Annotated in this window: 29 protein-coding genes; 19 read left to right on the top strand and 10 right to left on the bottom strand. The window is 64.9% G+C overall.

The genetic code is table 11. The features are described 5' to 3' along the window. Positions 1–115: 115 nt before the first annotated feature. The 4 genes from Q8M85_RS23265 to Q8M85_RS23250 all read left to right on the top strand — a co-directional run bounded on the left by Q8M85_RS23265 (position 116) and on the right by Q8M85_RS23250 (position 3,685). Positions 116–658, top strand: a complete 543-nt coding sequence (locus Q8M85_RS23265) for an acyl-CoA thioesterase (protein WP_305549466.1) — start codon at positions 116–118, stop codon at positions 656–658. Between the two features lie 60 nt (positions 659–718). Further along, positions 719–2,089 carry an MFS transporter gene (locus Q8M85_RS23260; RefSeq protein ID WP_305549463.1) on the top strand — a complete coding sequence of 457 codons (1,371 nt, stop codon included), beginning with the start codon at positions 719–721 and terminating at the stop codon, positions 2,087–2,089. Next, entirely contained in the window at positions 2,086–2,982 is an 897-nt protein-coding gene (gene mepA / locus Q8M85_RS23255; protein WP_305549460.1) for a penicillin-insensitive murein endopeptidase, read from the top strand. The genes Q8M85_RS23260 and mepA overlap by 4 nt, the downstream gene beginning before the upstream one ends. A gap of 82 nt (positions 2,983–3,064) precedes the next feature. Continuing rightward, the gene (locus Q8M85_RS23250; RefSeq protein ID WP_305549457.1) at positions 3,065–3,685 is read left to right on the top strand and encodes a queuosine precursor transporter; all 621 of its coding nucleotides are present in this window, start codon (positions 3,065–3,067) and stop codon (positions 3,683–3,685) included. 424 nt (positions 3,686–4,109) lie between these two features. Here Q8M85_RS23250 and Q8M85_RS23245 read toward each other — a convergent pair whose 3' ends face one another. After that, entirely contained in the window at positions 4,110–5,144 is a 1,035-nt protein-coding gene (locus Q8M85_RS23245; RefSeq protein ID WP_305549454.1) for an Ldh family oxidoreductase, read from the bottom strand. Positions 5,145–5,346: 202 nt separating this feature from the next. Between Q8M85_RS23245 and Q8M85_RS23240 the strand changes: the two genes are divergently transcribed. The 8 genes from Q8M85_RS23240 to Q8M85_RS23205 all read left to right on the top strand — a co-directional run bounded on the left by Q8M85_RS23240 (position 5,347) and on the right by Q8M85_RS23205 (position 13,021). After that, the gene (locus Q8M85_RS23240; RefSeq protein ID WP_305549451.1) at positions 5,347–6,156 is read left to right on the top strand and encodes a transporter substrate-binding domain-containing protein; all 810 of its coding nucleotides are present in this window, start codon (positions 5,347–5,349) and stop codon (positions 6,154–6,156) included. Positions 6,157–6,228: 72 nt separating this feature from the next. Continuing rightward, on the top strand, positions 6,229–6,894 hold the full coding sequence (locus Q8M85_RS23235; RefSeq protein WP_305549448.1) for an amino acid ABC transporter permease: 666 nt from the start codon (positions 6,229–6,231) through the stop codon (positions 6,892–6,894). 12 nt (positions 6,895–6,906) lie between these two features. Beyond that, complete coding sequence (locus tag Q8M85_RS23230; RefSeq protein WP_305549446.1) at positions 6,907–7,560, top strand: amino acid ABC transporter permease; 654 nt, start codon at positions 6,907–6,909, stop codon at positions 7,558–7,560. Beyond that, on the top strand, positions 7,553–8,275 hold the full coding sequence (locus Q8M85_RS23225) for an amino acid ABC transporter ATP-binding protein (protein ID WP_305549444.1): 723 nt from the start codon (positions 7,553–7,555) through the stop codon (positions 8,273–8,275). The genes Q8M85_RS23230 and Q8M85_RS23225 overlap by 8 nt, the downstream gene beginning before the upstream one ends. A 92-nt stretch (positions 8,276–8,367) precedes the next feature. Further along, positions 8,368–10,053: an aconitase X gene (locus Q8M85_RS23220; RefSeq protein ID WP_305549442.1), complete on the top strand. Its 1,686-nt coding sequence runs from the start codon at positions 8,368–8,370 to the stop codon at positions 10,051–10,053. Between the two features lie 105 nt (positions 10,054–10,158). Beyond that, a complete protein-coding gene (gene arfB / locus Q8M85_RS23215; protein ID WP_305549440.1) occupies positions 10,159–10,581 on the top strand; it encodes an alternative ribosome rescue aminoacyl-tRNA hydrolase ArfB in 423 nt (140 codons plus the stop codon). Then, a complete protein-coding gene (locus Q8M85_RS23210; RefSeq protein ID WP_305549437.1) occupies positions 10,578–11,486 on the top strand; it encodes a phosphotransferase enzyme family protein in 909 nt (302 codons plus the stop codon). Before arfB ends, Q8M85_RS23210 begins: the two co-directional genes overlap by 4 nt. Before the next feature lie 56 nt (positions 11,487–11,542). Continuing rightward, complete coding sequence (locus Q8M85_RS23205) at positions 11,543–13,021, top strand: inorganic phosphate transporter (RefSeq protein WP_305549434.1); 1,479 nt, start codon at positions 11,543–11,545, stop codon at positions 13,019–13,021. 4 nt (positions 13,022–13,025) lie between these two features. Here Q8M85_RS23205 and pncB read toward each other — a convergent pair whose 3' ends face one another. Further along, positions 13,026–14,318 (bottom strand): nicotinate phosphoribosyltransferase, encoded by a 1,293-nt coding sequence (pncB, locus tag Q8M85_RS23200; RefSeq protein ID WP_305549431.1) that lies wholly within the window; start codon positions 14,316–14,318, stop codon positions 13,026–13,028. Further along, a complete protein-coding gene (pncA, locus tag Q8M85_RS23195) occupies positions 14,319–14,927 on the bottom strand; it encodes a bifunctional nicotinamidase/pyrazinamidase (protein ID WP_305549428.1) in 609 nt (202 codons plus the stop codon). A gap of 100 nt (positions 14,928–15,027) precedes the next feature. Between pncA and Q8M85_RS23190 the strand changes: the two genes are divergently transcribed. After that, the gene (locus Q8M85_RS23190; RefSeq protein ID WP_305549425.1) at positions 15,028–15,939 is read left to right on the top strand and encodes a rhodanese-related sulfurtransferase; all 912 of its coding nucleotides are present in this window, start codon (positions 15,028–15,030) and stop codon (positions 15,937–15,939) included. A gap of 30 nt (positions 15,940–15,969) precedes the next feature. On the opposite strand, the gene Q8M85_RS23185 is transcribed toward Q8M85_RS23190, so the two are convergent. Continuing rightward, a complete protein-coding gene (locus Q8M85_RS23185) occupies positions 15,970–17,007 on the bottom strand; it encodes an LLM class flavin-dependent oxidoreductase (RefSeq protein WP_305549422.1) in 1,038 nt (345 codons plus the stop codon). 261 nt (positions 17,008–17,268) lie between these two features. On the opposite strand from Q8M85_RS23185, the gene Q8M85_RS23180 reads away from it, so the two are divergent. Together Q8M85_RS23180 and Q8M85_RS23175 are read left to right on the top strand one after the other, a co-directional pair. Next, positions 17,269–17,751, top strand: a complete 483-nt coding sequence (locus Q8M85_RS23180; RefSeq protein ID WP_305549419.1) for a RidA family protein — start codon at positions 17,269–17,271, stop codon at positions 17,749–17,751. Between the two features lie 372 nt (positions 17,752–18,123). Next, positions 18,124–18,990: a LysR family transcriptional regulator gene (locus Q8M85_RS23175; RefSeq protein ID WP_305549416.1), complete on the top strand. Its 867-nt coding sequence runs from the start codon at positions 18,124–18,126 to the stop codon at positions 18,988–18,990. A 47-nt stretch (positions 18,991–19,037) separates the two neighbouring features. On the opposite strand, the gene Q8M85_RS23170 is transcribed toward Q8M85_RS23175, so the two are convergent. From Q8M85_RS23170 to Q8M85_RS23150, 5 genes are read right to left on the bottom strand one after another with little or no spacing between them, the layout of a single operon-like run. After that, positions 19,038–19,793 carry an NYN domain-containing protein gene (locus Q8M85_RS23170; RefSeq protein ID WP_305549413.1) on the bottom strand — a complete coding sequence of 252 codons (756 nt, stop codon included), beginning with the start codon at positions 19,791–19,793 and terminating at the stop codon, positions 19,038–19,040. Between the two features lie 51 nt (positions 19,794–19,844). Next, on the bottom strand, positions 19,845–20,225 hold the full coding sequence (locus Q8M85_RS23165) for a hypothetical protein (RefSeq protein ID WP_305549411.1): 381 nt from the start codon (positions 20,223–20,225) through the stop codon (positions 19,845–19,847). Between the two features lie 53 nt (positions 20,226–20,278). Continuing rightward, complete coding sequence (gene ybaK / locus Q8M85_RS23160) at positions 20,279–20,749, bottom strand: Cys-tRNA(Pro) deacylase (RefSeq protein ID WP_305549407.1); 471 nt, start codon at positions 20,747–20,749, stop codon at positions 20,279–20,281. 3 nt (positions 20,750–20,752) lie between these two features. Next, the gene (locus Q8M85_RS23155; protein ID WP_305549404.1) at positions 20,753–21,514 is read right to left on the bottom strand and encodes a hypothetical protein; all 762 of its coding nucleotides are present in this window, start codon (positions 21,512–21,514) and stop codon (positions 20,753–20,755) included. Further along, positions 21,511–22,647, bottom strand: a complete 1,137-nt coding sequence (locus Q8M85_RS23150) for an S-(hydroxymethyl)glutathione dehydrogenase/class III alcohol dehydrogenase (protein WP_305549401.1) — start codon at positions 22,645–22,647, stop codon at positions 21,511–21,513. The genes Q8M85_RS23155 and Q8M85_RS23150 overlap by 4 nt, the downstream gene beginning before the upstream one ends. A gap of 93 nt (positions 22,648–22,740) precedes the next feature. Here Q8M85_RS23150 and Q8M85_RS23145 point away from each other — a divergent pair, with 93 nt between their 5' ends. From Q8M85_RS23145 to Q8M85_RS23135, 3 genes are read left to right on the top strand one after another with little or no spacing between them, the layout of a single operon-like run. Beyond that, on the top strand, positions 22,741–23,022 hold the full coding sequence (locus tag Q8M85_RS23145) for an I78 family peptidase inhibitor (RefSeq protein ID WP_305549398.1): 282 nt from the start codon (positions 22,741–22,743) through the stop codon (positions 23,020–23,022). Next, positions 23,015–23,272: an I78 family peptidase inhibitor gene (locus tag Q8M85_RS23140; protein ID WP_305549395.1), complete on the top strand. Its 258-nt coding sequence runs from the start codon at positions 23,015–23,017 to the stop codon at positions 23,270–23,272. The genes Q8M85_RS23145 and Q8M85_RS23140 overlap by 8 nt, the downstream gene beginning before the upstream one ends. Then, a complete protein-coding gene (locus tag Q8M85_RS23135) occupies positions 23,263–23,526 on the top strand; it encodes an I78 family peptidase inhibitor (RefSeq protein ID WP_305549392.1) in 264 nt (87 codons plus the stop codon). Before Q8M85_RS23140 ends, Q8M85_RS23135 begins: the two co-directional genes overlap by 10 nt. Positions 23,527–23,582: 56 nt before the next feature. Here Q8M85_RS23135 and Q8M85_RS23130 read toward each other — a convergent pair whose 3' ends face one another. After that, the gene (locus Q8M85_RS23130; RefSeq protein ID WP_305549389.1) at positions 23,583–24,026 is read right to left on the bottom strand and encodes a cytochrome c; all 444 of its coding nucleotides are present in this window, start codon (positions 24,024–24,026) and stop codon (positions 23,583–23,585) included. A gap of 166 nt (positions 24,027–24,192) precedes the next feature. On the opposite strand from Q8M85_RS23130, the gene Q8M85_RS23125 reads away from it, so the two are divergent. Beyond that, positions 24,193–25,869, top strand: a complete 1,677-nt coding sequence (locus Q8M85_RS23125) for a DNA polymerase Y family protein (RefSeq protein WP_305549386.1) — start codon at positions 24,193–24,195, stop codon at positions 25,867–25,869. Positions 25,870–25,880 lie beyond the last annotated feature (11 nt).

The raw sequence follows: 25,880 nt of genomic DNA, 5'->3' as shown, positions 1-25,880 counted from the left end.
CGTCAGGATTTGGGCAGAGGTAGCGACCGGGGGGCGAAAGGGCAATGGCTTCCGCAGCGTTCCGCTTGACCTTCCGCACGCGTCAGGCCAGTGCCAGCGGGAAACGGAGGCCCCGATGTACCCTTTCCTGCGCATGTTCAAAGAGATGGCCCGCGCCCGGCGCATGCCGCCCCTGGGCCTGTTCGACACCCATGTCAGCCATCACACCTGCTGGCCCTGGGACCTTGACCCCTGGGTCGAGTTGAACAATGGCCGCACGCTGACGCTGTATGACCTGGGCCGGCTCCCCCTTGGTGCGCGGACCGGCATCCACCGACACCTGATCGCGCAAGGCTGGGGCATGACCGTGGCGGGATCCAGCGTGCGCTACCGGCGTCGGGTGACGGTATTCTCGAAGCTGGTGACCTACAGCCGGTGCCTTGGGTGGGACGCGCGGTTCCTTTATACGGAACAGTCGATGTGGAAGGGCGACGAATGTACCTCGCAGGTCCTGATCCGGTCGGCCATCGTCGGGAAACAGGGAATGGTGCCGCCCGCCGATCTGGCAAAGGCAGCGGGGATCTCGACGCTTAGCCCCGAGTTGCCGAACTGGGTCAAGGCCTGGATCGCGGCCGAGGCCACGCGCCCCTGGCCACCCGAGCGTCCGCCGACCCTCTGAGCCTTCGCTTGCGCAGCCTGGCGAATCCGGGTTCACTTCGCGGAAAAACAGGGGACAGGCATGGTGGGTGACCGAAAGCGGATCTGGGGCTGGTATTTTTTCGACTGGGCCAGCCAGCCTTACAACACCTTGCTTCTGACCTTCATCTTCGGCCCCTACTTCGCGGAAATTGCCCGTGGCTACTACATGGGTGCGGGCCTCGACGAAGAGGCCGCGAAAGCCGCCGCCCAGGCCTACTGGGGCTGGGGGTTGGCCATTGCGTCCCTGTCCATCGCGGTCCTGGCACCGATCCTGGGGGCGATCGCCGACGGAACCGGCCGGCGACTGATCTGGGTCTGGACCTTCTCGGCTTTCTACGTCGTTGGCTCCTTCGGCCTGTGGTGGGTCGCACCGGGCGGCACCGAGGGGATGCTCTTCTGGGCAGTCTGCCTCTTCGGCGTCGGCTTCATTGGGATGGAGTTCGCCACGATCTTCACCAACGCGCTGATGCCCTCGCTGACCCAGGCCGATGACTTGGGGGCAATTTCAGGCTCTGGTTTCGCCTTTGGCTACCTTGGTGGCCTCCTGGCGCTGGTGATCATGCTGCTGTTCTTCGCGGAAGGCTCGGACAGCGGGTTGACGCTGCTGGGCACGCCGCCCCTGTTCGGGCTGGACCCAGAGGCGCGGGAGGGCACCCGCTTTGTCGGCCCCTTCACCGCCATCTGGTTCGTGATCTTCATGATCCCCTTCTTCCTTTGGGTGAAAGAGCCGCACACCGACCGTCGTCCGCTGCATCTGGGCCGTGCCTTCGCCAGCCTGAGGGACCTGATCCGGTCGCTGCGCTATCGCAAAAGCTTGTCGGCTTACCTTGCGTCGGCGCTGTTCTACAGGGATGCGCTGAATGCGCTTTATGGCTTCGGCGGGGTCTATGCCTCGGGCGTGCTGGGCTGGTCGATCATCCAGATCGGCATCTTCGGGATCGTCGGCGCAGTAACGGCAATGGTCGCTGCATTCGTCGGCGGGCGGGTGGACCGGGCCATCGGGCCAAAGCCGGTGATCATGGCGTCGATCGTGGTACTGATCCTGGTCTGTCTCTTGATGGTCGGCATGACGCGCGAGGGGGTCTGGGGCATCGCACTGGACCCGGCCTCCAGCACCCCGGACCAGATCTTCTTTGCCTGTGGTGCGCTGATCGGCGCGGCCGGAGGCTCGTTGCAGGCCGCCAGCCGGACGATGATGGCCCGCCACACCACCCCGGACCGCGCGACCGAGGCGTTCGGTCTTTACGCCCTGTCCGGCAAGGTCGCCAGTTTCATGGCCCCGGCCCTGATCGCCCTTGTGACCACCATCAGCGGATCGCAGCGGATCGGGATTGCTCCCTTGGTTGTGTTGTTCCTCATCGGTCTTGTTCTGCTAAGCTTCGTCAAACCCAAAGGCGAGATGCCCGCATGATCCTGACCCGCGCCCTCTTTCTGTCCCTGCTGCTGGCGGCTCCGGTACAGGCCGAAAAGCTGGCGAACAAGCTGTTTGGCGCGATGGCTGTGCCCTCGGCGCAAGAGTCGATGCCGATCGGCAGCTATGCCCGCGGCTGTGCGGCGGGGATGGTGGCGCTGCCCGAGACCGGGCCGACGTGGCAGGCCATGCGGCTGTCGCGGAACCGCAACTTCGGCCAGCCGCAGATGGTGCAGTTCCTGATGGACCTGTCGGCCACCGCCCGCGACATCGGCTTTGGCCGCGGACTTTACATCGGCGACATCAGCCAGCCGCGCGGTGGCCCAATGACCAGCGGCCACGCCAGCCACCAGATCGGCCTGGATGCCGACATCTGGATGCTGCCGCCCCGCCGTCTGGACTTGAGCGCGGCCGAACGCGAGGAGATCAGCTCGATCCCCGTCCGGTCCGCCGACCAGCGGTCGGTGACGGAAAACTGGACGCGCACGCACCGCGAGCTGCTTAAGCAGGCTGCAAGCGACCCACGCGTCGACCGCATCTTCGTTGCCGCAGCGGTCAAGATCGAGATGTGCAAGACGGCCAAGCGGTCCGACAAGAAGTGGCTTCAGAAGATCCGTCCCGTGGCGGGCCATGACACGCATTTCCACGTCCGCTTGAAATGCCCCAAGGGCGCGCGACTGTGCGAGACGCAAAACCCCACAGTCGACGAGCTGTCCAAGGGGGGCGACGGTTGCGACGACACCTTGATGTGGTGGGTGACTGACTTTCTGAACCCTCCGAAGTCCGATGGCAAGAAGCCGCGCGACGAGGATGCGCCAAGGAAAAAGGGCCCGCGTGAGTTCACGATGGCCGATCTGCCCCGGCAGTGCAAAGGCGTGCTCGCTGCGGATTGACTTGGAGGCGGGCCGGGTATAGTCCGCCCCCGCCCTCATTGGGAGGGCCAAGTCTCCGCGACCTTGTCAAAACGGAAAGCAAATGCGCATCCTTCTTCCTGGCGTACTCGCCATGGCGGCCATTGTCGTCGCCTCGAACATCCTGGTCCAATATCCCTTGGGCACCTTCCTGACCTGGGGGGCGTTCACCTATCCCTTCGCTTTCCTGGTTACGGACCTGGTAAACCGGCTGGCGGGGCCCGCCGCTGCCCGGCGCGTCGTGCTGGCAGGCTTCGCCACCGGCATCCTGTGTTCCTTCATCGGCACGCAGATCCTGGGCGAATTCGGGCCCCTGGTCACCCTTCGCATTGCCATCGGCTCGGGTCTGGCTTTCCTGTGCGCTCAGCTTCTGGACATCACGGTGTTCAACCGCCTGCGCAGGGGAAGCTGGTGGACGGCGCCACTTTTCTCGACGCTCGTCTCCTCCACGCTTGATACGGCAATCTTCTTCACCATCGCCTTTTCAGCCGCGCTGACGGTCCTGGAACCCGGCAACGACGTGTCCTGGGCGACCGCGCAGATGCCGCTTCTGGGCCTTGGACCCGATGCACCGTTCTGGGTGTCGCTGGCGGTCGGTGACTGGCTCGTCAAGCTTCTGATGGCTTTGGTGGCACTGGTGCCTTTCAGACTGGCAGTTGCCAAGCTCACAGCAAGGGTAGCGTGATTTGTTTTGACAAACACAAAATCTGTGTCACGCTTAGCTTATCGGCAACCATTTTGAAAGGAGGTGATCCAGTGTCTAGAGTGATATTGGAGAGAGGTGTCGGGACAGTCGGGAGGGGTATTTTCTAAGGGCAGCCCCTGGAAAATAGACCACCGATTGGATTTGGATGCCCTAACTGGCCCATCTCCTTGGATCTCGGAAAGGGTTGCCTGAGCAGGGCAACCCTTTCTCTTTTGCCCCGCAGATCCCGAGGTATTCTTACTCGTCTTTACTGCCTTGGAACCAAGCTGCAGCGTACTTGCCTTCGGCTTGGGTACGGTGCGGGTTCAAGTCACGTTCTTACCGATGATATCGTGCGGCGGATCCAGACTGGCGCGGGACGCGCGATAGAGCGGACTCCGACGGACCGACGCAAGGCTCCCAATCAGGAGACGGCGTCAAGCCCGCGCTTCAAAAGGCGGTCAAGCAGCGCGACTTCTGCGGCCGACAGCGTGATCCCCTCTGCTTCGGACTGGGCGCGGGCGGCGAAACGGCGGGCGGATGGCAGACGCGCACCCTGACCGATTATCGCTAGCAGCAACGTCTCGGCCCGGTCAAAGGGGTTGCCAGCGCGACCTGCGGCAAACCTCTCGGGCGAAAATGCCAGGATAAGTTCGCCATGCCGCGGGGCAAGCGTCGTGGTTCCCAGGTCCTCCAGTGCTTCCGGGCTGGTAAGGTCGCCGATCATCACACCCGCCAGCAGTTCGATCATCGTCCCGATGGCCGATCCCTTGTGCCCACCGAAGGGCAGCATTGCCCCGGCCAGTGCTGCTGCGGGATCGGTTGTCGCAGCGCCCGTTTCGTCTATCGCCCAGCCCTCTGGCAGGGGTTTGCCCGCACGGCGGTGCAATTCGATCTCGCCCCGCGCGGTCACGGAGGTGGCAAAGTCGAAGACGTAGGGCGTGCGGCCCGGCCGAGGCCAACCAAAAGCCAGAGGGTTGGTGCCGAGAAGGGGGCGGATGCCACCGGCTGGGGCAACCGAGGCGTAGCTCGGGCACATGACAAGCGCCGCCAACCCGTGTTCGGTTACCGCTTCGACCTCGGGCCATAGCGCAGAGAAATGCGTGCAGTCGTTCACCACCAGCGCCGCCAGACCCAGATCGCGCGTTCGCGCGACCAAAGTCGGCAGGCCAAGCTCGAAGGCCGCGCTCGAGAAACCTCCGGCAGCATCCACCCGGACGATCGCCCCGTGCGCCGGGGCATCATCCAGCACCGGCAGCGCGTCCCCCCTGACCTTTCCGGCCTTCACTGTGCGCAGGATGCCTTCGATCCGGTAGACACCATGCGATTTGCAAGCGTCGCGCTCTCCGGCGACGATCACCCGGGCCAGCGCCGCTGACTGGACGTCGTTGATGCCGGCGTTGCGGAAGATTGCCTCGACACGCTTCTGCAGTGTGGTGATAGGGAAAGTGGTGGTCATGACACCTGCCTTACGATTGGGAGCGTTCCTTGACCCTGCGTAGAGCAAGAGCGTTGGACAGAACAGCGAAGCGAAATCGCCGTGGGTCAGCTTGCTTGAATAAGTCTTGTATACTGACTGTATTTTCCCGTTGATTTGTTTGCTTCCTGGTCCGATAGTTGCAACATTCGGAATCGAAGATATCACCCAAGGGAGGAAAGAAATGCGAACGGCACTCTTCACTGCTGGTCTTCTTGCCGCGACGACGCTGGCGCTGCCGGCCCAGGCCGACAAGCTGGACGACATCATCGCCTCTGGTGTGCTTCGGTGCGCGGTCGTGCTGGACTTCCCGCCGATGGGATCGCGGGACGAAAACAACAACCCGATCGGGTTTGACGTCGACTACTGCAACGACCTGGCCGCCGCACTTGGCGTGACCGCAGAGGTCGTCGAGACGACCTTCCCCGAGCGGATCCCCGCGCTGATGTCGGGTTCTGTAGACGTCGCCGTGGCGTCGACCTCGGACACACTGGAACGGGCCAAGACCGTTGGCTTCAGTATCCCCTACTACTCGTTCGAGAACGCTGTCGTTGCGAACGAGAAGGTCGAGATGGCGACCTGGGAAGACATGAAGGGCAAAGTGGTAGGTGCGACGGCCGGCACCTATGAGGCGATCTGGCTTGAGGGCAAGGTCAAGGACTGGGGAGAAGGCGAATTCCGTCCCTACCAGACCCAGGCTGACGTGTTCCTGGCGCTGAGCCAGGGCCAGCTTGACGCCACCGTCGCAACCGTCGAAGTGTCCGAAGCCAACGTGAAGTCCGGGAACTTCCCCGGCATCAAGATCGTGGACAAGGCGCCTATGGTGCCGGACTATGTCGCGCTCATCACCCTGCGCGAGGAATACGGCCTTATCAACTACATGAACCTGTTCATCAACCAGCAGGTCCGTACCGGCCGCTACAACGAGCTTTACAAGAAGTGGGTCGGCGAGGAAGAGCCCGCAAGCCTGATCGTGGACGGCGTCTACCGCTGATCGCGACCATACCGGGCAACGCGGGGGCTCGTCCCCCGCGTCGCTTTTCACCGCAGTCACCCAGGCGCGCGAATGTTCAACTACAGTTTCCGCTGGAACCAGGCGCTGAATTCGCTTCCCGAGATGCTGCAGGGTGCCCTGGTCACGATGGAAATCGCGATCCTGTCGATGGTGATCGGCATCAGCATCGCGCTGCTGCTGACCTTGTTCCGCTTGTCAAGGAACCGCGTCCTTTCGTCCATCGCTGCCACCTGGGTTGAAATCGCACGCAACACGCCGGCGCTGTTCCAGATCTACATGGTACATTTCGGACTAGGCGGGTTCGGCATCCACCTGTCACCCTATCTGTCCCTGCTGATCGGCATCGCGTTCAACAATGCGGGCTACCTGACCGAGAACTTCCGCGGCGCGCTGAAGGCGATCCCCGAGACCCAGACCCGCGCCGCAAGGTCGCTGGGCATGACCCCGATCCAGGCGTTCAAGAACGTCATCATGCCGCAGATGCTGCGGATTTCCTTCCTGCCGATGACAAACCAGATGGTCTGGGCGATCCTGATGACCTCGCTTGGCGCGGTTGTGGCGATGAACACCGACCTTTACGGCGTGACGAGCGAACTGAACGCGCGGACTTTTCGCACCTTCGAATTCTTCGCCATTGCCGCAGTGATCTTCTACGTGATCACCAAGGTCATCACCCTTTCAGCCCGGCTGCTTGCAGCCCGGCTCTTCCGCTACTGAGGGGCGCGCGCGATGTTCGATACCGCCCTGACTGTGAACGATCTGCTGCTCCTTGCCCGAGGGGCCGGGATGACACTGCTTGTGACGGCAATCTCGGTCTTCTTCGGCACGATCCTGGGGATCGTCTTCGGCGTCTTCCGCTATCAGGTAGGCCCGTGGTGGGCAGCTCCACTGACCTTCATCCTCGACATCTTCCGGTCGATCCCGCTCCTGATCCAGCTGGTGCTGGCCAATGCCTTCATCACCACAGTCCTGGGCTTCCGCATTTCGGGCTTTTCAGTGGCCTGCGGGGTCCTGTCGCTTTATACCGCCGCCTACTGCGCCGAAATCGTACGCGGCGGGATCGAAGCCGTGCCGCAGACCCTGCGGCGGGCGGCGCGCTCGCTGGGCATGACCTGGGGGCAGGACATGACTTCTGTGGTCCTGCCGCTTGCGACGCGGGTTGCCCTGCCGTCCTGGATCGGCCTTGCGCTTGGAGTGATGAAAGACTCGGCTCTCGTCTATATCGTCCAGGTGGTCGAGCTGCTTAAATCCACCCAGATCCTGATCACGCGCCTGCAGGAACCACTGTTCCTGTTGATGATCTGCGGCCTGTTCTACTTCCTCATTTCCTTCCCGATCGCCCGCTTCGGGGGCTATCTGGAAAAGCGGTGGTCCAATGATTGAGATCGAGAACGTCTACAAATCCTTCGGCCCCCTGAAGGTCCTGAAAGGGGTCAACCTGACCGTCGCCAAGGGCGAGGTGCTGACGGTGATCGGCGGATCGGGGTCGGGCAAGTCGACGCTGCTGACGTGTATCAACGGGCTGGAGTCCATCGATTCCGGGCGCATCCTGGTGGACGGGGTCGAGGTGCACGCCAAGGCGACCGACCTGAACAAGCTGCGCCAGAAGATCGGGATCGTCTTCCAGCAGTGGAACGCCTTTCCGCATCTCACCGTGCTGGAAAATGTGATGCTGGCGCAGGTGAAGGTGCTGAAACGGTCAAAGGCCGAGGCCGAGGCTGAAGCGGTCAAGCAACTGAACCACGTCGGTCTGGCCGACAAGCTGGCCGTCTATCCGTCCAGATTGTCGGGTGGCCAGCAGCAGCGCATGGCGATTGCCCGCGCCTTGGCGATGTCGCCGGGCTACATGCTGTTTGACGAGGTCACGTCGGCCCTGGACCCGCAGCTTGTGGGCGAAGTGCTGGATACGCTGCGCATGTTGGCGTCCGAAGGCATGACGATGATCTGCGTCACCCACGAGATGAAGTTCGCGCGAGAGGTGTCGGACCGCGTGGCCTTCTTCCATCAGGGCGTTCTGGCCGAGATCGCACCGCCGGAACAGCTTTTTGCTGCCCCGAAGGACCCGGAACTCCAGAAGTTCCTGTCCGCCACGCACTAAGCCCGTCCAGTGCCCAAGCCCACTGATCTTCGTCCCTTGCGCTATCGTCGGCCTGTCGCGCACGCACCCCTTACGCATGGATTTCCAGCCAGATGACCCTATCGGCACGCTTCATCCTTCCCGGCCAGGCAGCAGGCGAGGTGCTGGCCACCACTGAGCCGATCAGTTTCTGGGGTGGCGTTGATCCGGCCACGGGCCGGGTGATCGACGTCCACCACCCTCTCGCGGGGCAGAACATGGCGGGCCGCATCCTGGTGATGCCTGGCACCCGGGGATCATGCACCGGCTCCGGTGTGCTTCTGGACATGGTCCTGAACGGGAACGCGCCGGCGGCGCTGGTCTTTTCCGAGCCGGAGGACGTCGCAACTCTTGGTGCGCTGATTGCCGCCGAGATGTTCGGCAAGGCCCTGCCTGTCCTGCGCCTGTCACCGGAGGCATGGACCCGCCTTGCCAAGGCGACAACTGCACAGATCACCAAGACGATGCTCGAGACCGAGGACCTGCACCTTCCTGTAGCCGATCCTGCAACGGGTGCGCTGGAGCTGAGTGAGCATGACCGCGCAATGCTGGCCGGCGAAGACGGCGATGCAACAGCCCAGGCGATGCGCATCCTGTGCGCCATGGCGGTGAACCAGGGCGCCGCACGACTGATCGACGTCACTCAGGGGCATATCGACGGCTGCATCTACGCCAGCCCCGCCAACCTGACCTTCGCCGAAAAGATGGCTGACATGGGCGCGCGCGTGCGCATCGCGACTACGATGAATGCGATTTCGGTCGACCACGCCAACTGGCGTGCCCAAGGCGTTCCGCCCAGCTTCGGTGGACCGGCGCAACGGCTTGCCGACGCCTATGTGCGGATGGGTTGCCAGCCGACCTTCACCTGCTCGCCCTACCTGCTTGAAACGGCCCCGGTGGAAGGCGAAGTCATCGCCTGGTCGGAATCCAACGCAGTGATTTATGCCAACAGCGTGCTTGGCGCCCGCACGGCCAAGCACCCGGATTTTCTTGACCTTTGCAGCGCGATGACCGGACGCGCTCCCCTGTCCGGCGTCTATCTGGACGAGAACCGGCAGGCGATGCGCATCATCGAGATCGACCTGCCGCCAGGAATCGACGATGCCTTCTGGCCATTGATCGGTTATCTGGCTGGAAAGTCCGCGCCGGACCGCATCCCGCTCTTGCGCGGCCTGAGCAAGGCGCAGCCGACGCCCGAAGCGCTGAAGGCCCTTTGCGCCGCATTTGGCACGACATCGGCTTCGCCCATGCTGCATGTCGAAGGCGTCACACCGGAAGCGCACCGCGTGGCGCCCGATGCCGACCATGTTCACATCACGCTTTCGGACATGGCCGCAGGCTGGCACCTATTGAACGACGGCCCCGAGGCTGTGGAACTGGTGGCAATCGGAAGTCCGCATGCCTCGATGCTCGAATGTCGGGCTCTGGCCGATGCACTGGCCGGGCGGGGTGTCGCAATAGCAACCATCGTCACCGCAGGCCGCGCAGTGCTGCAAGAGGCAAAGGCCGACGGCACTCTGGCCCGACTTTCCGCTTCGGGCGTTCAGGTTCTGCCCGACCTTTGCTGGTGCTCTATTTCGGAGCCTGTCTTTCCGCCTGGCACACGGGCGCTGATGACAAACTCGGGCAAGTACGCACATTATGGACCCGGGCTTTCCGGCCGCGCGGTACGGTTCGCGGGCCTCGCCGCCTGTGCAGAGACAGCTGTAACGGGACGTGCGCCCAAAGGGCTTCCACATTGGCTGGAGGCCGCGCAGTAGCATGGAAAGGCAAAGAAGTGTTACGTAGCCAGGCCCGTATCAGGCTTGCATCAGCCTGAGCAGGCAACCCTTTCTCTTTCGCCCGGTCCCGAATAGCCTGCCCGCATGCTGCACGTCACCGAAACTCTGGCCATCGCCGACTGGGAATTGTCCGAAAGCTTCATGCGGGCTTCCGGGCCCGGTGGACAGAACGTCAACAAGGTCTCGACCGCCGTCGAGTTGCGCTTCGAGGCGGATCGCTCGCCGCATCTGACCCCTGGCGTCAAGGCACGGTTGAAGAAACTGGCCGGGCGGCGCTGGACAACCGAAGGCGCCATTGTCTTGCAGGTCGACGAAACCCGAAGCCAGGCCCGCAACCGCGAGATTGCGCGCGAGCGGCTGGTCGAACTGATCCGCGCCGCGCTGGTTACGCCGAAACGCCGGATCGCCACCAAGCCCACGCTTGGCAGCCAACGCCGTCGCATCGCTGCCAAGACCCAGCGCGGTGAAGTAAAGACCCTGCGCGGCAAAGTGGGGGACGAGGAATGACCCCGGCAGAAGAAGCGGCCCGCCACTGGGATGGCCGCATCCTGCGTCTGATCCGCGACCGCGAGAACCATGTTTTCGAGATGGCCTTGCCCCAGGGCCGCACTGCCCTGCGCCTGCATCGAGCGGGTTACCAGGCCCCGGAGGCGATCCGCTCGGAACTCTGGTGGTGCGCCTCGCTGGCGCAGGCGGGGCTTCCGCTCCCAGCAGCGCTCCCGGCCCGCGACGGCTCCATGCTCGTGACGCTGTCCGACGGTCGCCACGCCTCGGCTATCGCCTGGATAGAGGGCGAGGCTCTGGGAGAAGCGGCGAAACCCTTCAACCGACCGCTGGCGCAGGTGCTGGACCTTTACCAAGCTCTTGGCGCGCTGCTGGCGCGGGTCCACCGGGCTACGGACGGGTTGACCCTGCCCCCAGACTTCACCCGCCCCCGCTGGGACCGGGACGGATTGGTGGGGGAGAACCCGCTCTGGGGCCGGTTCTGGGAGCATCCGGTCGCCACCCCCGACCAGCGCGCCACGCTGATCCGCGCCCGCGATGCCCTGCGCGAACGGCTTGCGGGTGAGATCGGCCTGATCCATGCCGATGTCCTGCGCGAGAACGTTCTGGTGAACGATCGCTCGGTTTCACTCATCGACTTCGACGACAGCGGCTTCGGCTTCCGCTTGCATGACCTTGGCACTGCACTTGTGCAGACCGTCCAGCACCCCGAACATACCCAGCTCCGCGAGGCGCTGATGGCCGGCTATGGCACCACCGAGACCGAGATGGTCGAGGCTTTCATTCTTGCCCGCACGCTGGCCTCGGTCGGCTGGACCATACCCCGGCTGGCCGCCGATGATCCGATCCACCGCAGCCATCTGGCGCGTGCCACCTTCTGCGCCACGCGGCTGCTGAAATCCTTGTGACGGGGTAGTCGAACAGATATTCACCGCCCCGAACGTAACGGCGGGGTAACGATTCCATGACAGACGAGGCCGACCCCCGGGTGAACCAGTGGAAGACGCTGGACAAGGACCTTGCGCGGTTCAGCCAGCTTGAGGCCGCCACGGCTGCCATCGGCAAGCCGGTGGTCGCCACCGGCATCGCTTTCGTCTTCGTCGTGCTTTGCGCGCTGTTTGCCTTCGTGCTGATGGGCAACCAGTCCGGCACCCTGATCATCGTGGCAGCCGCTGCGTTCGGGGCCTATATGGCGCTGAACATCGGCGCGAACGATGTCGCCAACAACATGGGTCCTGCCGTCGGGGCCAAGGTCCTGACGATGGGCGGCGCGCTGGTCATCGCCGTCGTCTTCGAGACGCTGGGCGCGCTGATTGCCGGCGGCGACGTGGTCAGCACCATCTCGGGTGGGATCGTCGCACCCGACGCGGTGGCGGACCCCGACACCTTCATCTGGGCGATGATGTCGGCGCTGATCGCGTCGGCCCTGTGGTTGAATCTTGCGACCTGGATGGGTGCTCCGGTTTCGACCACCCACTCCATCGTGGGCGGGGTGATGGGTGCGGGGATCATGGCCGCAGGCTTTGGGGCCGTGGACTGGGCCAAGATGAGTCAGATCGCGGCCAGCTGGGTTATCTCTCCCGTCATGGGAGGCGTCGTTGCCGCCCTGTTCCTTGCCTTCATCAAGGCCAGGATCAACGATGTCCCCGACAAGATCGGCGCGGCCAGACGCTGGGTGCCTGCCCTGATCGGTATCATGGCCGGAACCTTTGCGACCTATCTGGCACTGAAAGGGCTGAAGCGGCTTTTCGACATCTCGCTGGGCAATGCCGCGCTGATCGGCCTCGTGATCGGCGTCCTCGTCACGCTTGTGATGCGCCCGATCATCATCCGCCAATCCGAGGGTCTGGAGAACCGCAAGAAATCGCTGAAGAAGCTGTTCGCCGTGCCGCTGATCATGTCTGCGGCGCTGCTGTCCTTTGCACATGGGGCCAACGACGTCGCCAATGCGGTGGGGCCGCTTGCCGCCATCGTCCACGCCGTCCAGGATCAGGGAACCGCTGCCAAGGTGTCCATCCCGCTTTGGGTCATGACGATCGGGGCTTTCGGCATTTCTTTCGGTCTGCTGCTGTTCGGCCCGAAACTGATCCGTATGGTCGGGCAAGAGATCACCAAGCTGAACCCCCTGCGCGCCTATTGCGTGGCCCTGTCGGCTGCGATCACCGTGATCTTCGCCTCGTGGCTGGGGCTGCCGGTGTCGTCGACCCATATCGCCGTGGGCGGGGTGTTCGGGGTCGGCTTCTACCGCGAATGGCACGCCGAGCGGCGGGCGCGGGCGCTGAACCTGCAAAAGGGAACGCCGATTCTGCCGGACGAGCGTCGACGTCGCAAGCTCGTGCGCCGCGCGCATGTCCTGTCGATCGGGGCGGCCTGGGTCGTCACCGTGCCCATGACGGCGGCGCTGTCGGCAGTGCTGTTCCTGGTCATGAACACCGTCTTCTGACGGCTCAGACCACGACCTCTTGCACCTGCTGTTCACCCACGCCGAAGACCCGCTTGTAGCGTTCGATCTCGTCCGCCGGGCCCATCGCCTTGGCGGGGTTGTCCGACAGCTTGACCGTCGGTCGCCCGTTCGCCGAAAGCGCCTTGCAGACCAGGCTGAACGGCGCCAGCGCATCGCCCGCGACCAATCCCCGGAAATCGTTGGTCAACATCGTGCCCCACCCAAAGGAAACCTTCACCCGACCGTTGAACCGGGCGTAAAGCTCTTCGATCTTCTCGACGTCCAGACCATCCGAGAAGATCACAAGCTTCTGGCGCGGGTCCTCGCCGCGCTCCTGCCACCAGCGGATCGCCGTCTCGGCCCCCGTGGCCGGATCACCCGAGTCGATGCGGATGCCCGTCCAGCCCGCCAGCCAGTCCGGCGCGTTCTTCAGGAAGCCCTCGGTGCCATAGGTATCGGGCAGGATGATCCGCAGATTGCCCTCGTGCTCGTCCTGCCAGTCTGCCAGCACTCGGTACGGCGCCTGGCGCAGATCTTCGTCGGTGTCCGCAAGTGCGCTGTAGACCATGGGGAGTTCGTGGGCATTGGTTCCGATCGCTTCCACATCCCGGCTTTTGGCGATCAGGCAGTTCGAGGTGCCGATGAACTTTCCGCACAGCCCCTCCTGCATTGCCTGGACGCACCAGTCCTGCCAAAGGAACCCGTGCCGCCGCCGGGTGCCGAAATCGGCGATCTTCAGGCCCTCGATCCCCCTGAGGCGTTCGATCTTCTCCCAAAGCCGGGTCATGCCCCGGGCGTAAAGCACCTGCAACTCGAACCGGCCCATGTCGTGCAGGACAGCGCGGCTGCGCAACTCCATCAGCACGGCCAGCGCCGGGATTTCCCACAGCATGACCTCGGGCCAGCGGCCTTCGAAGGTCAGCTCGAACTGGCCATCGCGCTTTTCCAGGTGATAGGCGGGAAGCCGCAGGCCCTCGAACCACTCCATGAAATCCGACCGGAACATCTGCCGCTTGCCGTAGAAGGTGTTCCCTCGCAGCCATGTGCTTTCGCCACGGGTCAGGGAAAGCGACCGCACATGGTCCAGCTGTTCGCGCAGTTCGCCCTCGTCGATCAGGTCCGCCAGGCGCACCTTGGTGGATCGGTTGATCAGGCTGAACACCACCGTCGTGTCCGGCTTGTTTCGGAAAATTGACTGGCACATCAATAGCTTGTAGAAATCAGTGTCGATCAGCGACCGCACGATGGGGTCGATCTTCCACTTGTGGTTCCAGACCCGTGTCGCGATGTCCACCATCTATGCCTCCAGCGCCACGCCGGCGGCGCGCATCTTGTCCCGCGCCTCGGCCAGGCTGCCATTCAGGTCGATGGCCCGGGAGGCACCCTCCAGAACCGTAGCCTTGAACCCCAGCCGTGCCGCATCCAGCGCCGAATAGGCGACGCAGTAGTCGGTGGCCAAGCCAACCAGCGTAACTGCCGTCACCCCCCGGCTGCGCAGGTAGCCCTCAAGCCCGGTTGCGGTGCTGTGGTCGTTCTCAAAGAACGCCGAATAGCTGTCGATCTGCGGGCGAAAGCCCTTGCGGATGACCAGTTGAGCCGGAACGGTGCGAAGGGCGGCATGGAACTCGGCGCCCTTTGTCCCCTGCACGCAATGGGTCGGCCAAAGCACCTGAGGGCCGTAGGGCATCGTCGTCAGGCTGAAGGGCTGGGCGCCCGAATGGTTCGCCGCGAACGAAGCATGGTCTGCTGGATGCCAGTCCTGAGTCAGGACCACCGTGGCAAAAGCTTCCATCAAACCGTTGATCCGGCTTATGATTTCGTCACCCCCCGCCACTGCCAGCGCGCCGCCGGGGCAGAAGTCGTTCTGCACGTCGATCACGATCAGGGCTTCGGTTGCGGGTCTCATGGCGGCCTCCCCGTGGTTATCCTCCTTGGGTAAGTCCGGGGGAGGAAAGCGTCAAGCGAAGCGCTTGAAATTCGGGAAGCTTCGGCGCAAAGGGGAGGCTATGCTGACCGTCGCCGCACTATATCACTTCACCCGCTTCCCCGACCCCGCCGCCTTGAAGCCGGGGCTTCTGCACCTGTGTCAGGCGCAGGGGGTTAAGGGTTCGCTTCTCCTGGCGCCCGAGGGGATCAACGGGACCATCGCGGGTTCGCGTGCAGGGATCGACACGGCACTCGCCGCGATCCGGGCCTTGCCGGGCTGCGACGGGTTGGAGTGGAAGGAAAGCCCCGCCGAGACAATGCCATTCGGCCGAATGAAGGTGAAGCTGAAGCGCGAGATCGTGACGATGGGGCAGCCGGACGTGGACCCCCTTGCGCGGGTGGGCAACTACGTCGCGCCGTCGGAGTGGAACGATCTGATCTTGGACCCCGATACAGTGGTGATCGACACCCGCAACGATTACGAGGTCGCCATCGGCACCTTTCAGGGCGCGGTGGATCCGGGGACGAAGGCATTTGGCGCGTTTCCAGACTGGTGGCAGGCCAACCGCGACCGGTTTGCTGGCAAGCGGATCGCGATGTTCTGCACCGGGGGCATCCGCTGCGAGAAATCGACGAATTATCTTCTGGGTCAAGGGGTTAACCAGGTCTTCCATCTGAAGGGCGGAATCCTGAAGTATCTGGAGGAGGTCCCCGAGCAGCAGAGCCTCTGGCAGGGGCAGTGCTTTGTCTTCGATGATCGGGTGTCGGTTGGGCATGGGCTGGTGCCCGGCGGCCTTCAGGTCTGCGGCGCCTGCCGGAGACCGGTGACAGAAACGGACCAGACGGATCCGTCCTACGAGGAAGGTGTCTGCTGCCCGGCTTGCGCCGAAGAGTATTCGGCCAAGGACCGGACGCGCTTCCGCGAGCGGCACCGCCAGATGTTGCTTGCTGCACAGCGAGGGACCCAACATCTGGGATTTGCGCCAGAGTAGGGTGGGCGATATCGCCCACCCTACGCCTGATCAGGCGGCCTTGTCGGCGAGCATCTCCTGCACCATCGGAATGACCTTCTCTCCATAAAGCCGGATGCACTCCATCAGGTCGACATGCGGCACCGGGCCGGTCGAATATTTCATGTCGAAACGCTGGATGCCCAGGGTCTTCACCGTCCTTGCGATCTTGCGGGCCACCGTCTCGGGACTGCCAACATACAGTGCACCCTGATGGACTTCGTTAAGGTAGCGATCCTTGGTGACCGGGGGCCAACCCCGCTCACGGCCGATCCGACCGAACATGTCGGCATAGTGCGGCCACAGGATTTCCTGCGCTTTTTCATCGGTTTCCGCGACGAAGCCGGGGGAGTGGACGCCAATCGGCCGCATTGGCTTGCCCAGCTGGGCGCTGGCGCGCTGGTAGAGGTCGACGTAGGGTGCAAAGCGCGAGGCATCGCCGCCGATGATCGCAAGCATCAGTTGCAGGTCCTGCCGGACCACGCGCACAACGCTTTCCGGGCTGCCGCCGACCCCGACCCACACAGTCATCGGTTGACCGAGTTGCGGGAAAACCGGCTGATTATTCAAGGGGCTACGGGTCTGGCCGGACCAGGTCACCCGGGGTTCCCGCAGAAGGTGGGCGAAGAGGTCCAGCCGTTCCTCGAAAAGCTGGTCGTAATCGTGCAACTCGTGCCCGAAGAGCGGGTAGCTTTCGGTGAAGGACCCGCGCCCCAGGATCGGCTCGGCCCGGCCGTTCGACAGCGCGTTCAGCGTGGAAAAGCGCTGGAAGACCCGGACCGGGTCGTCGGTGGACAGCACGGTGACGGCAGTCCCCAGCTTGATGCGATGCGTTCGCCCGGCGATGGCGGCCAACACGATCTCCGGCGCGGAGATCGCGAAATCGGGGCGGTGGTGTTCGCCCAAGCCTATGAAGTCAATGCCGATCTCGTCCGCGAGCGTGGCTTGGTCAAGGACCTCGCGCAGCACTCGGTCCATAGATTGCGGCTGGCCCTCGGGGCCGACCGTCACGTCGCCGAAGGTGTCGAGGCCTAGGGATAGCTGGGTCATGGGAAGCTCCTTTGTCCACAAGGTAGGGAGCGGTCGGCGACAAATGAATGTGGATTTCGAGAGAGGAGCGGTTCAGCGGCGCACGCGACGGGCGAAGTGCTTGCGGCCTTTGGATTAATTCGCCCGGACGGCACCCGTTTCCAGGTATTCCGTCCATATGGAAACCGTATGGATTCCGTACATACGCGCGGATGGGCTGCAACCGATTAAGGATAGCGGCGAATCATCGGGAGGGGCAGGGTCGCGGCGAAGGAGACCGACATGACCCTACCCGAACGGCTGGCCCTCGACATGGGCCTTGATATCCCCGACTTCGACCGCGACGGCTATTACGGGGCAGATTACGGAACGATGAAACCCTATCACCGGGTCGGCAGCCTGCTGTTCCTGTCCGGCCACGTCGCGCAGATCGGGGCAGAGATCACCCACAAGGGGCGCCTTGGCCAGAACGTGACCATTGAACAAGGCTACCAGGCGGCGCGGCGGACCGGGCTGAACGTACTGGGCGGCATCCGGCAGGCGGTAGGATCGCTGGACCGGGTGAAGGGGATTGTCCGCAGTCTGAACTTTGTCGTCTGCACGCCCGAGTTCGAGGAGGTGCACAAGGTGTCCTCGGGCCTGTCGGACCTGTTCGTCGAGGTCTTCGGGCCAGAGCGGGGTCTGGGCGGGCGGGCAACGATCGGGGTGATGGCGCTGGCGAACGGGGTGTGCTTCGAGACCTGGGTCACGGTCGAGGTGGAGTGACGGCTCCTCGTGCGACTTCGTCTTCTCGTCGCGGGGGTCCAGCCATGAGTGACGAAGTCATCGAAGAGCATCAGTTGCAAGGCGCGGACATTTTCCGACCCCGCGCAGGCCACCGCAGCAGTTGCCGAAGCCGCGACAGGGCTGACTGCCGCCGCAAGGAGCGTTCCGCCTTTAGCGCCGCAAGGTGCTCGGCCCGGTGGTGGGCGTGCGGGTCCTTGAGCCGCCCGTCGGGATGATGCGGAAGGGTGCGGAGAAGGTCAAGGTTGACGCCGTGCATGGCTTACGTCCCGTAGCAGGATTGCCCCTTTGGTTTGCCATGAAACGTGGCATAATCCGACTCAGGAATTTCCTTGGGACGAAAGTTGAACTTGTATGTTGCGTTGGCGAGAGCTTCCGTCGCTGTCGGCGCTGCGGGCTTTTGACGCCACGGCCCGCAGCGGCAGTTTTGCCGAAGCGGGGCGGGCGTTGAACGTCACCCATGCGGCGGTCACGCAGGCCGTGCGCGGCCTTGAGGCAGAATTGGGGGTGCCGCTGGTGCGCCGGGCAGGGCGGACGGTGGTGCTGACCGAAGCGGGCGAGCGGCTTGCCCGCGCGTTGGACGACGGGTTCGGCACGGTGGCCGCCGGGATCGCGGCGCTGCGCGAGGCCGAGGCGCGGAGGGTGGTGCGGGTCACGACCACAACCTTCATCGCCGAAACCCATGTCATGCCGCGCCTGCCGGAGTTCTGGGCCAGGCACCCCGGTGTCGAGGTGGCACTGTCACCAAGCCCTTCCAAACTGGACCTGGCCCGCGACGGGTTCGACATGGCGATCCGGGCGCTGTCCGATGGCTGGGTCGAGGCGCCGGAGGATGAAATCAGGCCGCTGTGCCGGTCGCAGGTGATTGCGGTCTGCGCGCCCGCGCTGGCCGCATCGGGGATGCATCCGCAGGACATGCCCTGGGTGATCGGGGCCGACAAGCACTGGGAACTGGCCGAGGTTGCTGGCACCGGTCTGGATGTCACCCGCCTGAAGCGGGTGGAGGTGGGCAGCCCGCACCTGGAGATGTCGGCCTGCCGTCAGGGTCTGGGCGCGGGCACGGCGACCGAGATCATCTGCCGGGCCGATCTGGAGGCTGGACGGCTGGTGCGCCTGCCACTGGGCGGGCTGCCGGTGGTTACCTATGCGGTGGTCCTGCCCCGCGGCCCGCGACGCCCGGCAGTAGAGGTCTTCGCGGGCTGGTTGGCGACGATCTTCTAGGTGACGCCCCGAATGTCACGCCACCCGAGTTTCACGCCACCCGAGTTTCACGCCTTGTCGCGCACGACGAGGTGGTTGCCTTCGCCCTTCTGCACCTCGAACCGGCCCGTGCGTTTCAGCAGGTCCGACAGCCGGGCGCTGCCGTAGCTGCGGCTGTCGAAGTCCGGGTAAAGCTGGGTCAGGACCTGGCCCAACTGGCCAAGGGAATAGCTGTCCTCTTCGATCCCGATCTTCTTCATTGCGGCCAGGACCAGCGGGATCGCTTTCGACGGCGGCTGCTTTTCAGGCGCAGGTTCGGCGGGCTTTGCGGACTCTTTCGCGGTGCGCGCAGGGTCGGCAGCACGGGACGCATCGGGGGCGGCGGCGATGTTTTCCAGGAAGATGAAGCGGTTGCAGACCTTGCGCAGCGATTCCGGGGTCTTCTCTTCGCCGACGCCGATCACCTGCAACCCGTCCTCGCGGATGCGGCTGGCAAGGCGGGTGAAGTCGCTGTCGGATGACACCAGGACGAAGCCATCGACCTTGCCCAGGTGCAAAATGTCCATCGCGTCGATCACCAGGCCGATGTCGCTGGCGTTCTTGCCCTTGGTGTTGGCGGACTGCTGGTGCATCACCAGGCCCAGGCTGCGGGCCTTTTCCTTCCACTGCGACAGCGCCTGCGAGGACCAGTCGCCATAGACCCTGCGCACCGAAGGCTCGCCATAGGTGGCAAGTTCGTCCAGAACTGCCTCGATATGCCGGGCGGGGATGTTGTCGGCGTCGATCAGGACGGCAAGGCGGGGGGCGCGGGGGTCTGCGGACATGGTGGCTCCTTTCCCGGGACAGTCGCAGGTCGCGGGGCCGGTGTCGAGAGATCAGCCCCCCGGCACCTCGGCGCAGGTCGGACCCGAGAGCAGGGCCTGCAGCCGGTCGATCCGGGCCGGATCCGTGTCGGTGATGACGAAGACCGCTTCGTCGATCGGGGCCTGGATGACCGGCGCCAGCACGGTTTCTGCGCAGATCCGCAGGTCTCCGGTATCGCCGACATGGGTCGTGGTCAGAACCCGCATCGCCGCGTCGAAGCCGGGCGAGAGCCGGATGTAAAGCGCCGAGCCGCGCTCTTCGTCGATCCGTCGGGTCGCCGGGATGTCCGCGGCCTGGGCGTCCAGCCGATCAACACCAAAGACAAGTGACAGGCGCGGCGGCTCGGCCCAGGCGGGAGCCGCGAGAAAGACGAGGGCTGGGGCTAGGCGCATGGGGTCCCTTTACGGCTGCGGAAGAGGATAGCGGGCGCAGGCTGTCCGGCAAGTCAGACGATCAGCGGCAGGGCCTTCACATTCAGCGCCTGAAGTGCGGCCTCGGGCGCGAGTGACAGAAGAAGCCCGCGCTGGCCGGCGTTGATCCAGACGCGGGGGGCGGTGGCAGCAGTGGTCTCGATCACTGTGGGGACGGCACGCTTCTGGCCGAAGGGCGAGATGCCGCCGACGTGGTAGCCGGTCAATTTCTCCGCCTTGGGTGCGGGCATCATCGCGGCGGCCTTGCCCCCAAGGGCGGCGGCGACCTTCTTCATCGACAGTTGCCGGTCCGATGGGATGATGCAGCAAGCGGGTTTGCCGTCAACCTCGACCATCAACGTCTTCAGCATCAGGGCGGGGTCGATCCCCAGCGCGTCGGCTGCCTGCAGACCCGTCGCCTCGGCCTTGGGGTCATAGGTGTAGGGATGGAGCGTGACGTCGATCCCAAGCGAGGCCAAGGCACGGAGGGCGGGAGTGGAGGACATGGGTCAGCCAATGACGGACTGGGTGACATGGGGGCCAAAGATGCGCGCCTGGGTCAGCACGGCGGCGTAGAAGGTCCAGTGAAGCGCGAAGGCGGCGGCGAGGCCGAACCTGGTTTTCAGGATCAGACGTGGCAGGATCAGGCCAAACGCAGTCGAGGCCGCGATGAACATGATTACCGCGCGCGGCGGGATACCAGAGAAGGCCAGCAGGATGTGCATCCCCCCAAAGAGCAGAGCCACGAAAAGCGCGATGGTGCGCAGGGGCAGCCCGTCGATGGAAAGGCTGACGATCATCGCCAGCACCAGAAGCTGCTGGAAGACGATCTCCATCGTCTTGGGGAAGAAATAGGCGGGTGTGGCCATCAGAAGGTCCGGCGCCTTGCCAAGCTCTGCGGGCCAGGTGGCTTGCGGCAGGGCGGGTAAGGTCCAGTGCAGGAAGGCAAGGACAGCCAGGAAGGTTGAGGTCCAGATCAGCGCGGCAACGATCCGGTTGCGCAGGGTGGGGAAGGCCGCATCGGCGTTCCAGCGGCTGTAAAGCGGCCAGAACACGATGGCGGCCAGGCCGGACCAGAAGAGGTAGAAGGTGGCGATGGGCATCGGGTGACTGTTGTAGTCTGTCCCGACGCCCAGCGCCGGAAGGCCGAAGTAATAGGCGAGGTCCGAGACGAGCCAGAACCCCGCCAGCCAGCCAAGGACCCGGAACTGCCGCCGTTTCCACGGCCCCGCGGGCGGAGCCGTGGCGACATGTGCCGGTGCCGTGATCAATAGACGACCACCGCCCGGATCGACTTGCCGGCGTGCATGAGGTCGAAGCCTTCGTTGATGCGCTCCAGTGGCAGGATGTGGGTGATCATGCTGTCGATCTCGATCTTGCCGTCCATGTACCAGTCGACGATCTTTGGCACATCGGTCCGGCCGCGCGCGCCACCGAAGGCGGTGCCTTTCCAGACCCGGCCGGTGACCAGCTGGAAGGGCCGGGTCTCGATCACCGCGCCCGCGGGCGCCACGCCGATGATGATCGACTGGCCCCAGCCGCGGTGGGTACATTCCAGCGCATCACGCATCACCTTGACGTTGCCGGTGCAGTCGAACGAGTAGTCCGCGCCGCCGATCTTGTCGAAGGGGGTCTTGGTCAGGTCGACGATGGCCTGCACGACCGAAGTGCCCTCGGGCAGGTCCTTGGGGTTGAGGAAGTGGGTCATCCCGAACTTCTCGCCCCATTCCTTCTTGTCGTTGTTCAGGTCAACGCCGATGATCATGTCGGCCCCAGCCATCTTCAGGCCCTGAATGACGTTCAAGCCGATGCCGCCCAGACCGAAGACCACGGCCTTGGCCCCGATTTCCACCTGAGCCGTGTTCAGCACCGCGCCGATGCCGGTGGTCACCCCGCAGCCGATGTAGCAGATCTTGTCGAAGGGGGCGTCGTCGCGGACCTTGGCAAGGGCGATTTCCGGCATGACGGTGTGCTGCGCGAAGGTCGAGCAGCCCATGTAGTGATAGATCGGCGTGCCATCCAGCATGGAAAACCGGGTGGTGCCGTCCGGCATCAGGCCCTGCCCCTGCGTGGCGCGAATGGCCGTGCAGAGGTTGGTCTTGCGGCTAAGGCAGGAGGGGCACTCGCGACATTCCGGCGTGTAAAGCGGGATCACGTGGTCGCCCGGTTTCAGGGACTTCACCCCCGGACCGCACTTCACGACGACGCCCGCGCCTTCGTGACCCAGGATCGAGGGGAAAATTCCCTCGGGGTCCGCGCCCGACAGGGTGAATTCGTCGGTGTGGCAGATGCCGGTGGCCTTGATCTCGATCAGGACCTCGCCCTCTTTCGGGTCGTCAAGGTTGACCTCCATGACCTGCAACGGTTGGCCTGCGGCAATGGCGACGGCAGCACGGGTGCGCATCTGGTATTCCCTCCTTCAATATTTCCCGGAACCTGTGCCAATCTGGTGCGTAAAGCAATGCGGGATTCGATCCCGACATATGAGGATACGACAATGCAACGTGCCTTTTCCCTGCTGCTCTGTGCTCCGCTTCTGCTGTCTGCCTGCGTGATGGAGCCAGTGCCGACGCCCCCCGTCGATAACCTGGCAAGCTGCGGCGCGGACCGGCTGCAATATCTGGTCGGTCGGCCCGGCGTGGTCCTGGATGGCATGCGCTTCAGCCAGGACGTGCGGGTGATCCAGTACGGCATGGCCGTGACGATGGACTATAACCCCACCCGGCTGAACTTCTGGCTGGACCGCCGCGACGTGATCGAGCGCGTGACCTGTGGATAAGCTGGCCCTTGCCGGGCTGCTGGCACTTGGGTTGCAAGCCTGCGTGGACACCACCGGACCGACCGCCTGCGGCGCGGCCGGGATGCAGGACCTCGTGGGCCGGGACCAAGCGGTCCTTGCGGCGATGACCTTCCCGGCGGGAACCCGGCTGATCGGCCCTGACACGGCGGTGACCGAGGATTACCGCCCCGACCGGCTGAACATCGATATTGACGCCGGCGGACGGATCACCCGGCTGTGGTGCGGATAAGAGCCTGGCTCATCCTCGTGCCCGGCCTGCTGTCGGCCTGCGTGACGTCGGGCGGCCTTTCCGACTGCGGGGCCGAGGCGTACCAGTCGCTTGTCGGGCAACCGCTTTCGGCGCTCGAGGCGCAGCGTCCGGCCGAGGATTTCAAGGTCGACCGCCCCACCCCGGACGGAACCGTGACGCTGGAGGAATTCCCGGATCGCCTCCGCGTGACCGTGGACGGACAGGACCGCATCCTCAACGTGTTTTGCGGATAGAATAAGGCCCCGGTGTTGCGACCGGGGCCTTCTTTCGTGGTGCCCGAAGCAGGCTGTTACTGCTTCATCACGCGGAAGTCGGTGTGGCAGTCCTTGCAAGCCCCGCCCAGCGCGCCCATGCCGGCGCCGATCGTTTCAGCCGAAGCGACATCCATCGCCCCCGCCGCATCCCCCAGCGCCTTCGCGTCTGCAAGGAATTCGTCCCAGTTCGCCCAGATTTCCGGCTTGGCTTCCGAAGCCGGGTCGGCTGCGCCCTGCTCCTTGAAGGTTTCCTCGATCTTGGCAGCAGCCTCGATCAACGCGGCCTTGGCGCCTTCGGCGGCGGCGGCGTCATGCGGGGCTTTGCCACCGGCCATATCGCCGAGGATGCCGGTGTTCTTTCCGATCACCTTCATCAGGGCCGAGCGCGCGATGGCGTTCGGGTCGGTGCGGTCTCCTTCGGCAAAAGCGGCCCCTGCGGTCAGGAGTGCGCCGATTACTGCGGCTTTCACGAACTTCATATACTGGCTCCCTCGTTGGCTAGCGGGGCCACTATAGGCGCGGCATTCCGCCGCGGTAGCCGCCGCGCTCTGCTCTCACGCACTTGTCATCTGCGGTGGTGTGAGACTCGACAGGATCGCGGCAGGGTGACATCATTGGAACGGATAGTGAACATCCGAGTCAAAAATGGCAGGGCGCCGTATCCTTTCCCTTTGGTTTCCGCGGCTTGCTGCGGAGCGTGTGATGCGGCTCAGGGCCGATGCGGTCCCGGGGCCGCTGGCCGTCGTGGAGGACCGGAATGGCGCACAGGTGCTGGCCTCGCTGTCGGTCGAGGCCGAGGGCGCAGGCCTGTCCCTGGGCCAGCCGCTGCGCGATGCGACCGCGATCTGTCCTGCGCTCCTGACCGTTCCCGCCGATCCCCTGGCCGAGGCGCGCTTCCGTCTGACACTGCGCCGCTGGGCCGGGCGCTTCTCGCCCTGGGTGGCCGAGGAACCGCCTGCCGGGTTGCTGATCGACCTCACGGGGGCCGCACATCTGCATGGCGGGGAAGAGGGCGTGCTGGCCCAGGTGGCCGAGGATTGCGCGGGTCTGGGGCTGACAGTGCGGGCGGCCATCGCCGACACGCCAGGGGCAGCCTGGGGCCTCGCGCGGTATGCGGGCGGTGGTCTTGGCACGGTGCGGTCAGGCGATGCCATAGACCAGGAGGCGCGGGCGACACGGTCGCGCGCGGTCAAGCGCCGGGGCTGGGAACGCGGCGGCGGTGCCCCCCGTCCGGTCACCGCGCGCGGGGCCGAGGCGGCGGTGATCTCGCCCCCCGGCCGGCTGTACGAGGCTTTGTCCGGCCTGCCCCTCGCCGCGCTGCGGCTGGACGGGGATGTCGTCGACCGGCTGATGCGGCTGGGCCTGCGCCGGGTGGGCGACATCATGGGCCTGCCCCGTGCGGCCCTGGCGCGGCGCTTCGGGGCCGACACGCTGCGGCGGCTGGATCAGGCGATGGGGCTGGAACCCGAACCCGTCAGCCCCGCCCGCCCGCCGATGCATTTCGCCGTGCGGCTGACGCTGCCCGACCCCATCGGGTTGCGCACGGACATCGAGGCGGCACTGGACCGCCTGCTGCCGCCCTTCTGCGACAAGCTGCGCGCCAAGGGCCGGGGGGCGCGGCGGGTGCTGTTCCAGGGCTTTCGCGCCGATGGCGGGGTGGCTTCGGTCGAGGTGGGCCTGGCCCGCGCCGCCGACAGCCCCGACCGCATCCGCCCGCTTCTGCACCTGAAGCTGGACCAGATCGACGCCGGTTTCGGGATCGACTGCCTGCGGCTCGAGGCGCTGGCCACCGAAGCCGTCAGCGCCGTCCAGCACCGGGGGCAGCTTGAGGTGACGGCGCAGGCGCTGGCCAATGCGGGCCGCGTCCCCGCAGGCTCGGTGCAGGCGCTGGAGGACCTGATCGGCCGCCTTGGCGCAAGATTGGGGACCGAGGCGGTGCTGCGGCTCCATCCCGCCGACAGCCATGTCCCCGCCAAGTCGGCGAAGCTTCTGATGGCGGCCTGGAGCCAGCCGCATGACGGCCCCTGGCCCGCCCCCCCTGCCCCGCGTCCCCTGGTCATGTTCCGTCCCGAACCCGTCGAGGCACCCGAGGTCCGCGACCTGCCCGCCCGCTTCCGCTGGCGCAGGCGCGACTTCGCCCTGCGGATGGCGGCGGGGCCGGAACGGCTGCAACCCGAATGGTGGTTCGAGGACCCCGACTGGCGCGGCGGCACCCGCGACTATTGGCGGGTCGAGACGGAAGGGGGCGAACGGCTCTGGCTGTTCTACGGCCAGGGCGGCGCGGTGACCGACCAGTGGTATTGCGAGGGCGTCTTCACCTGAACGGGCGCGCG

The sequence above is a fragment of the Tabrizicola sp. genome (assembly GCF_030694085.1).
Taxonomy (GTDB): Bacteria; Pseudomonadota; Alphaproteobacteria; order Rhodobacterales; family Rhodobacteraceae; genus Tabrizicola.
This window is presented reverse-complemented; position numbering and strand designations above follow the sequence as displayed.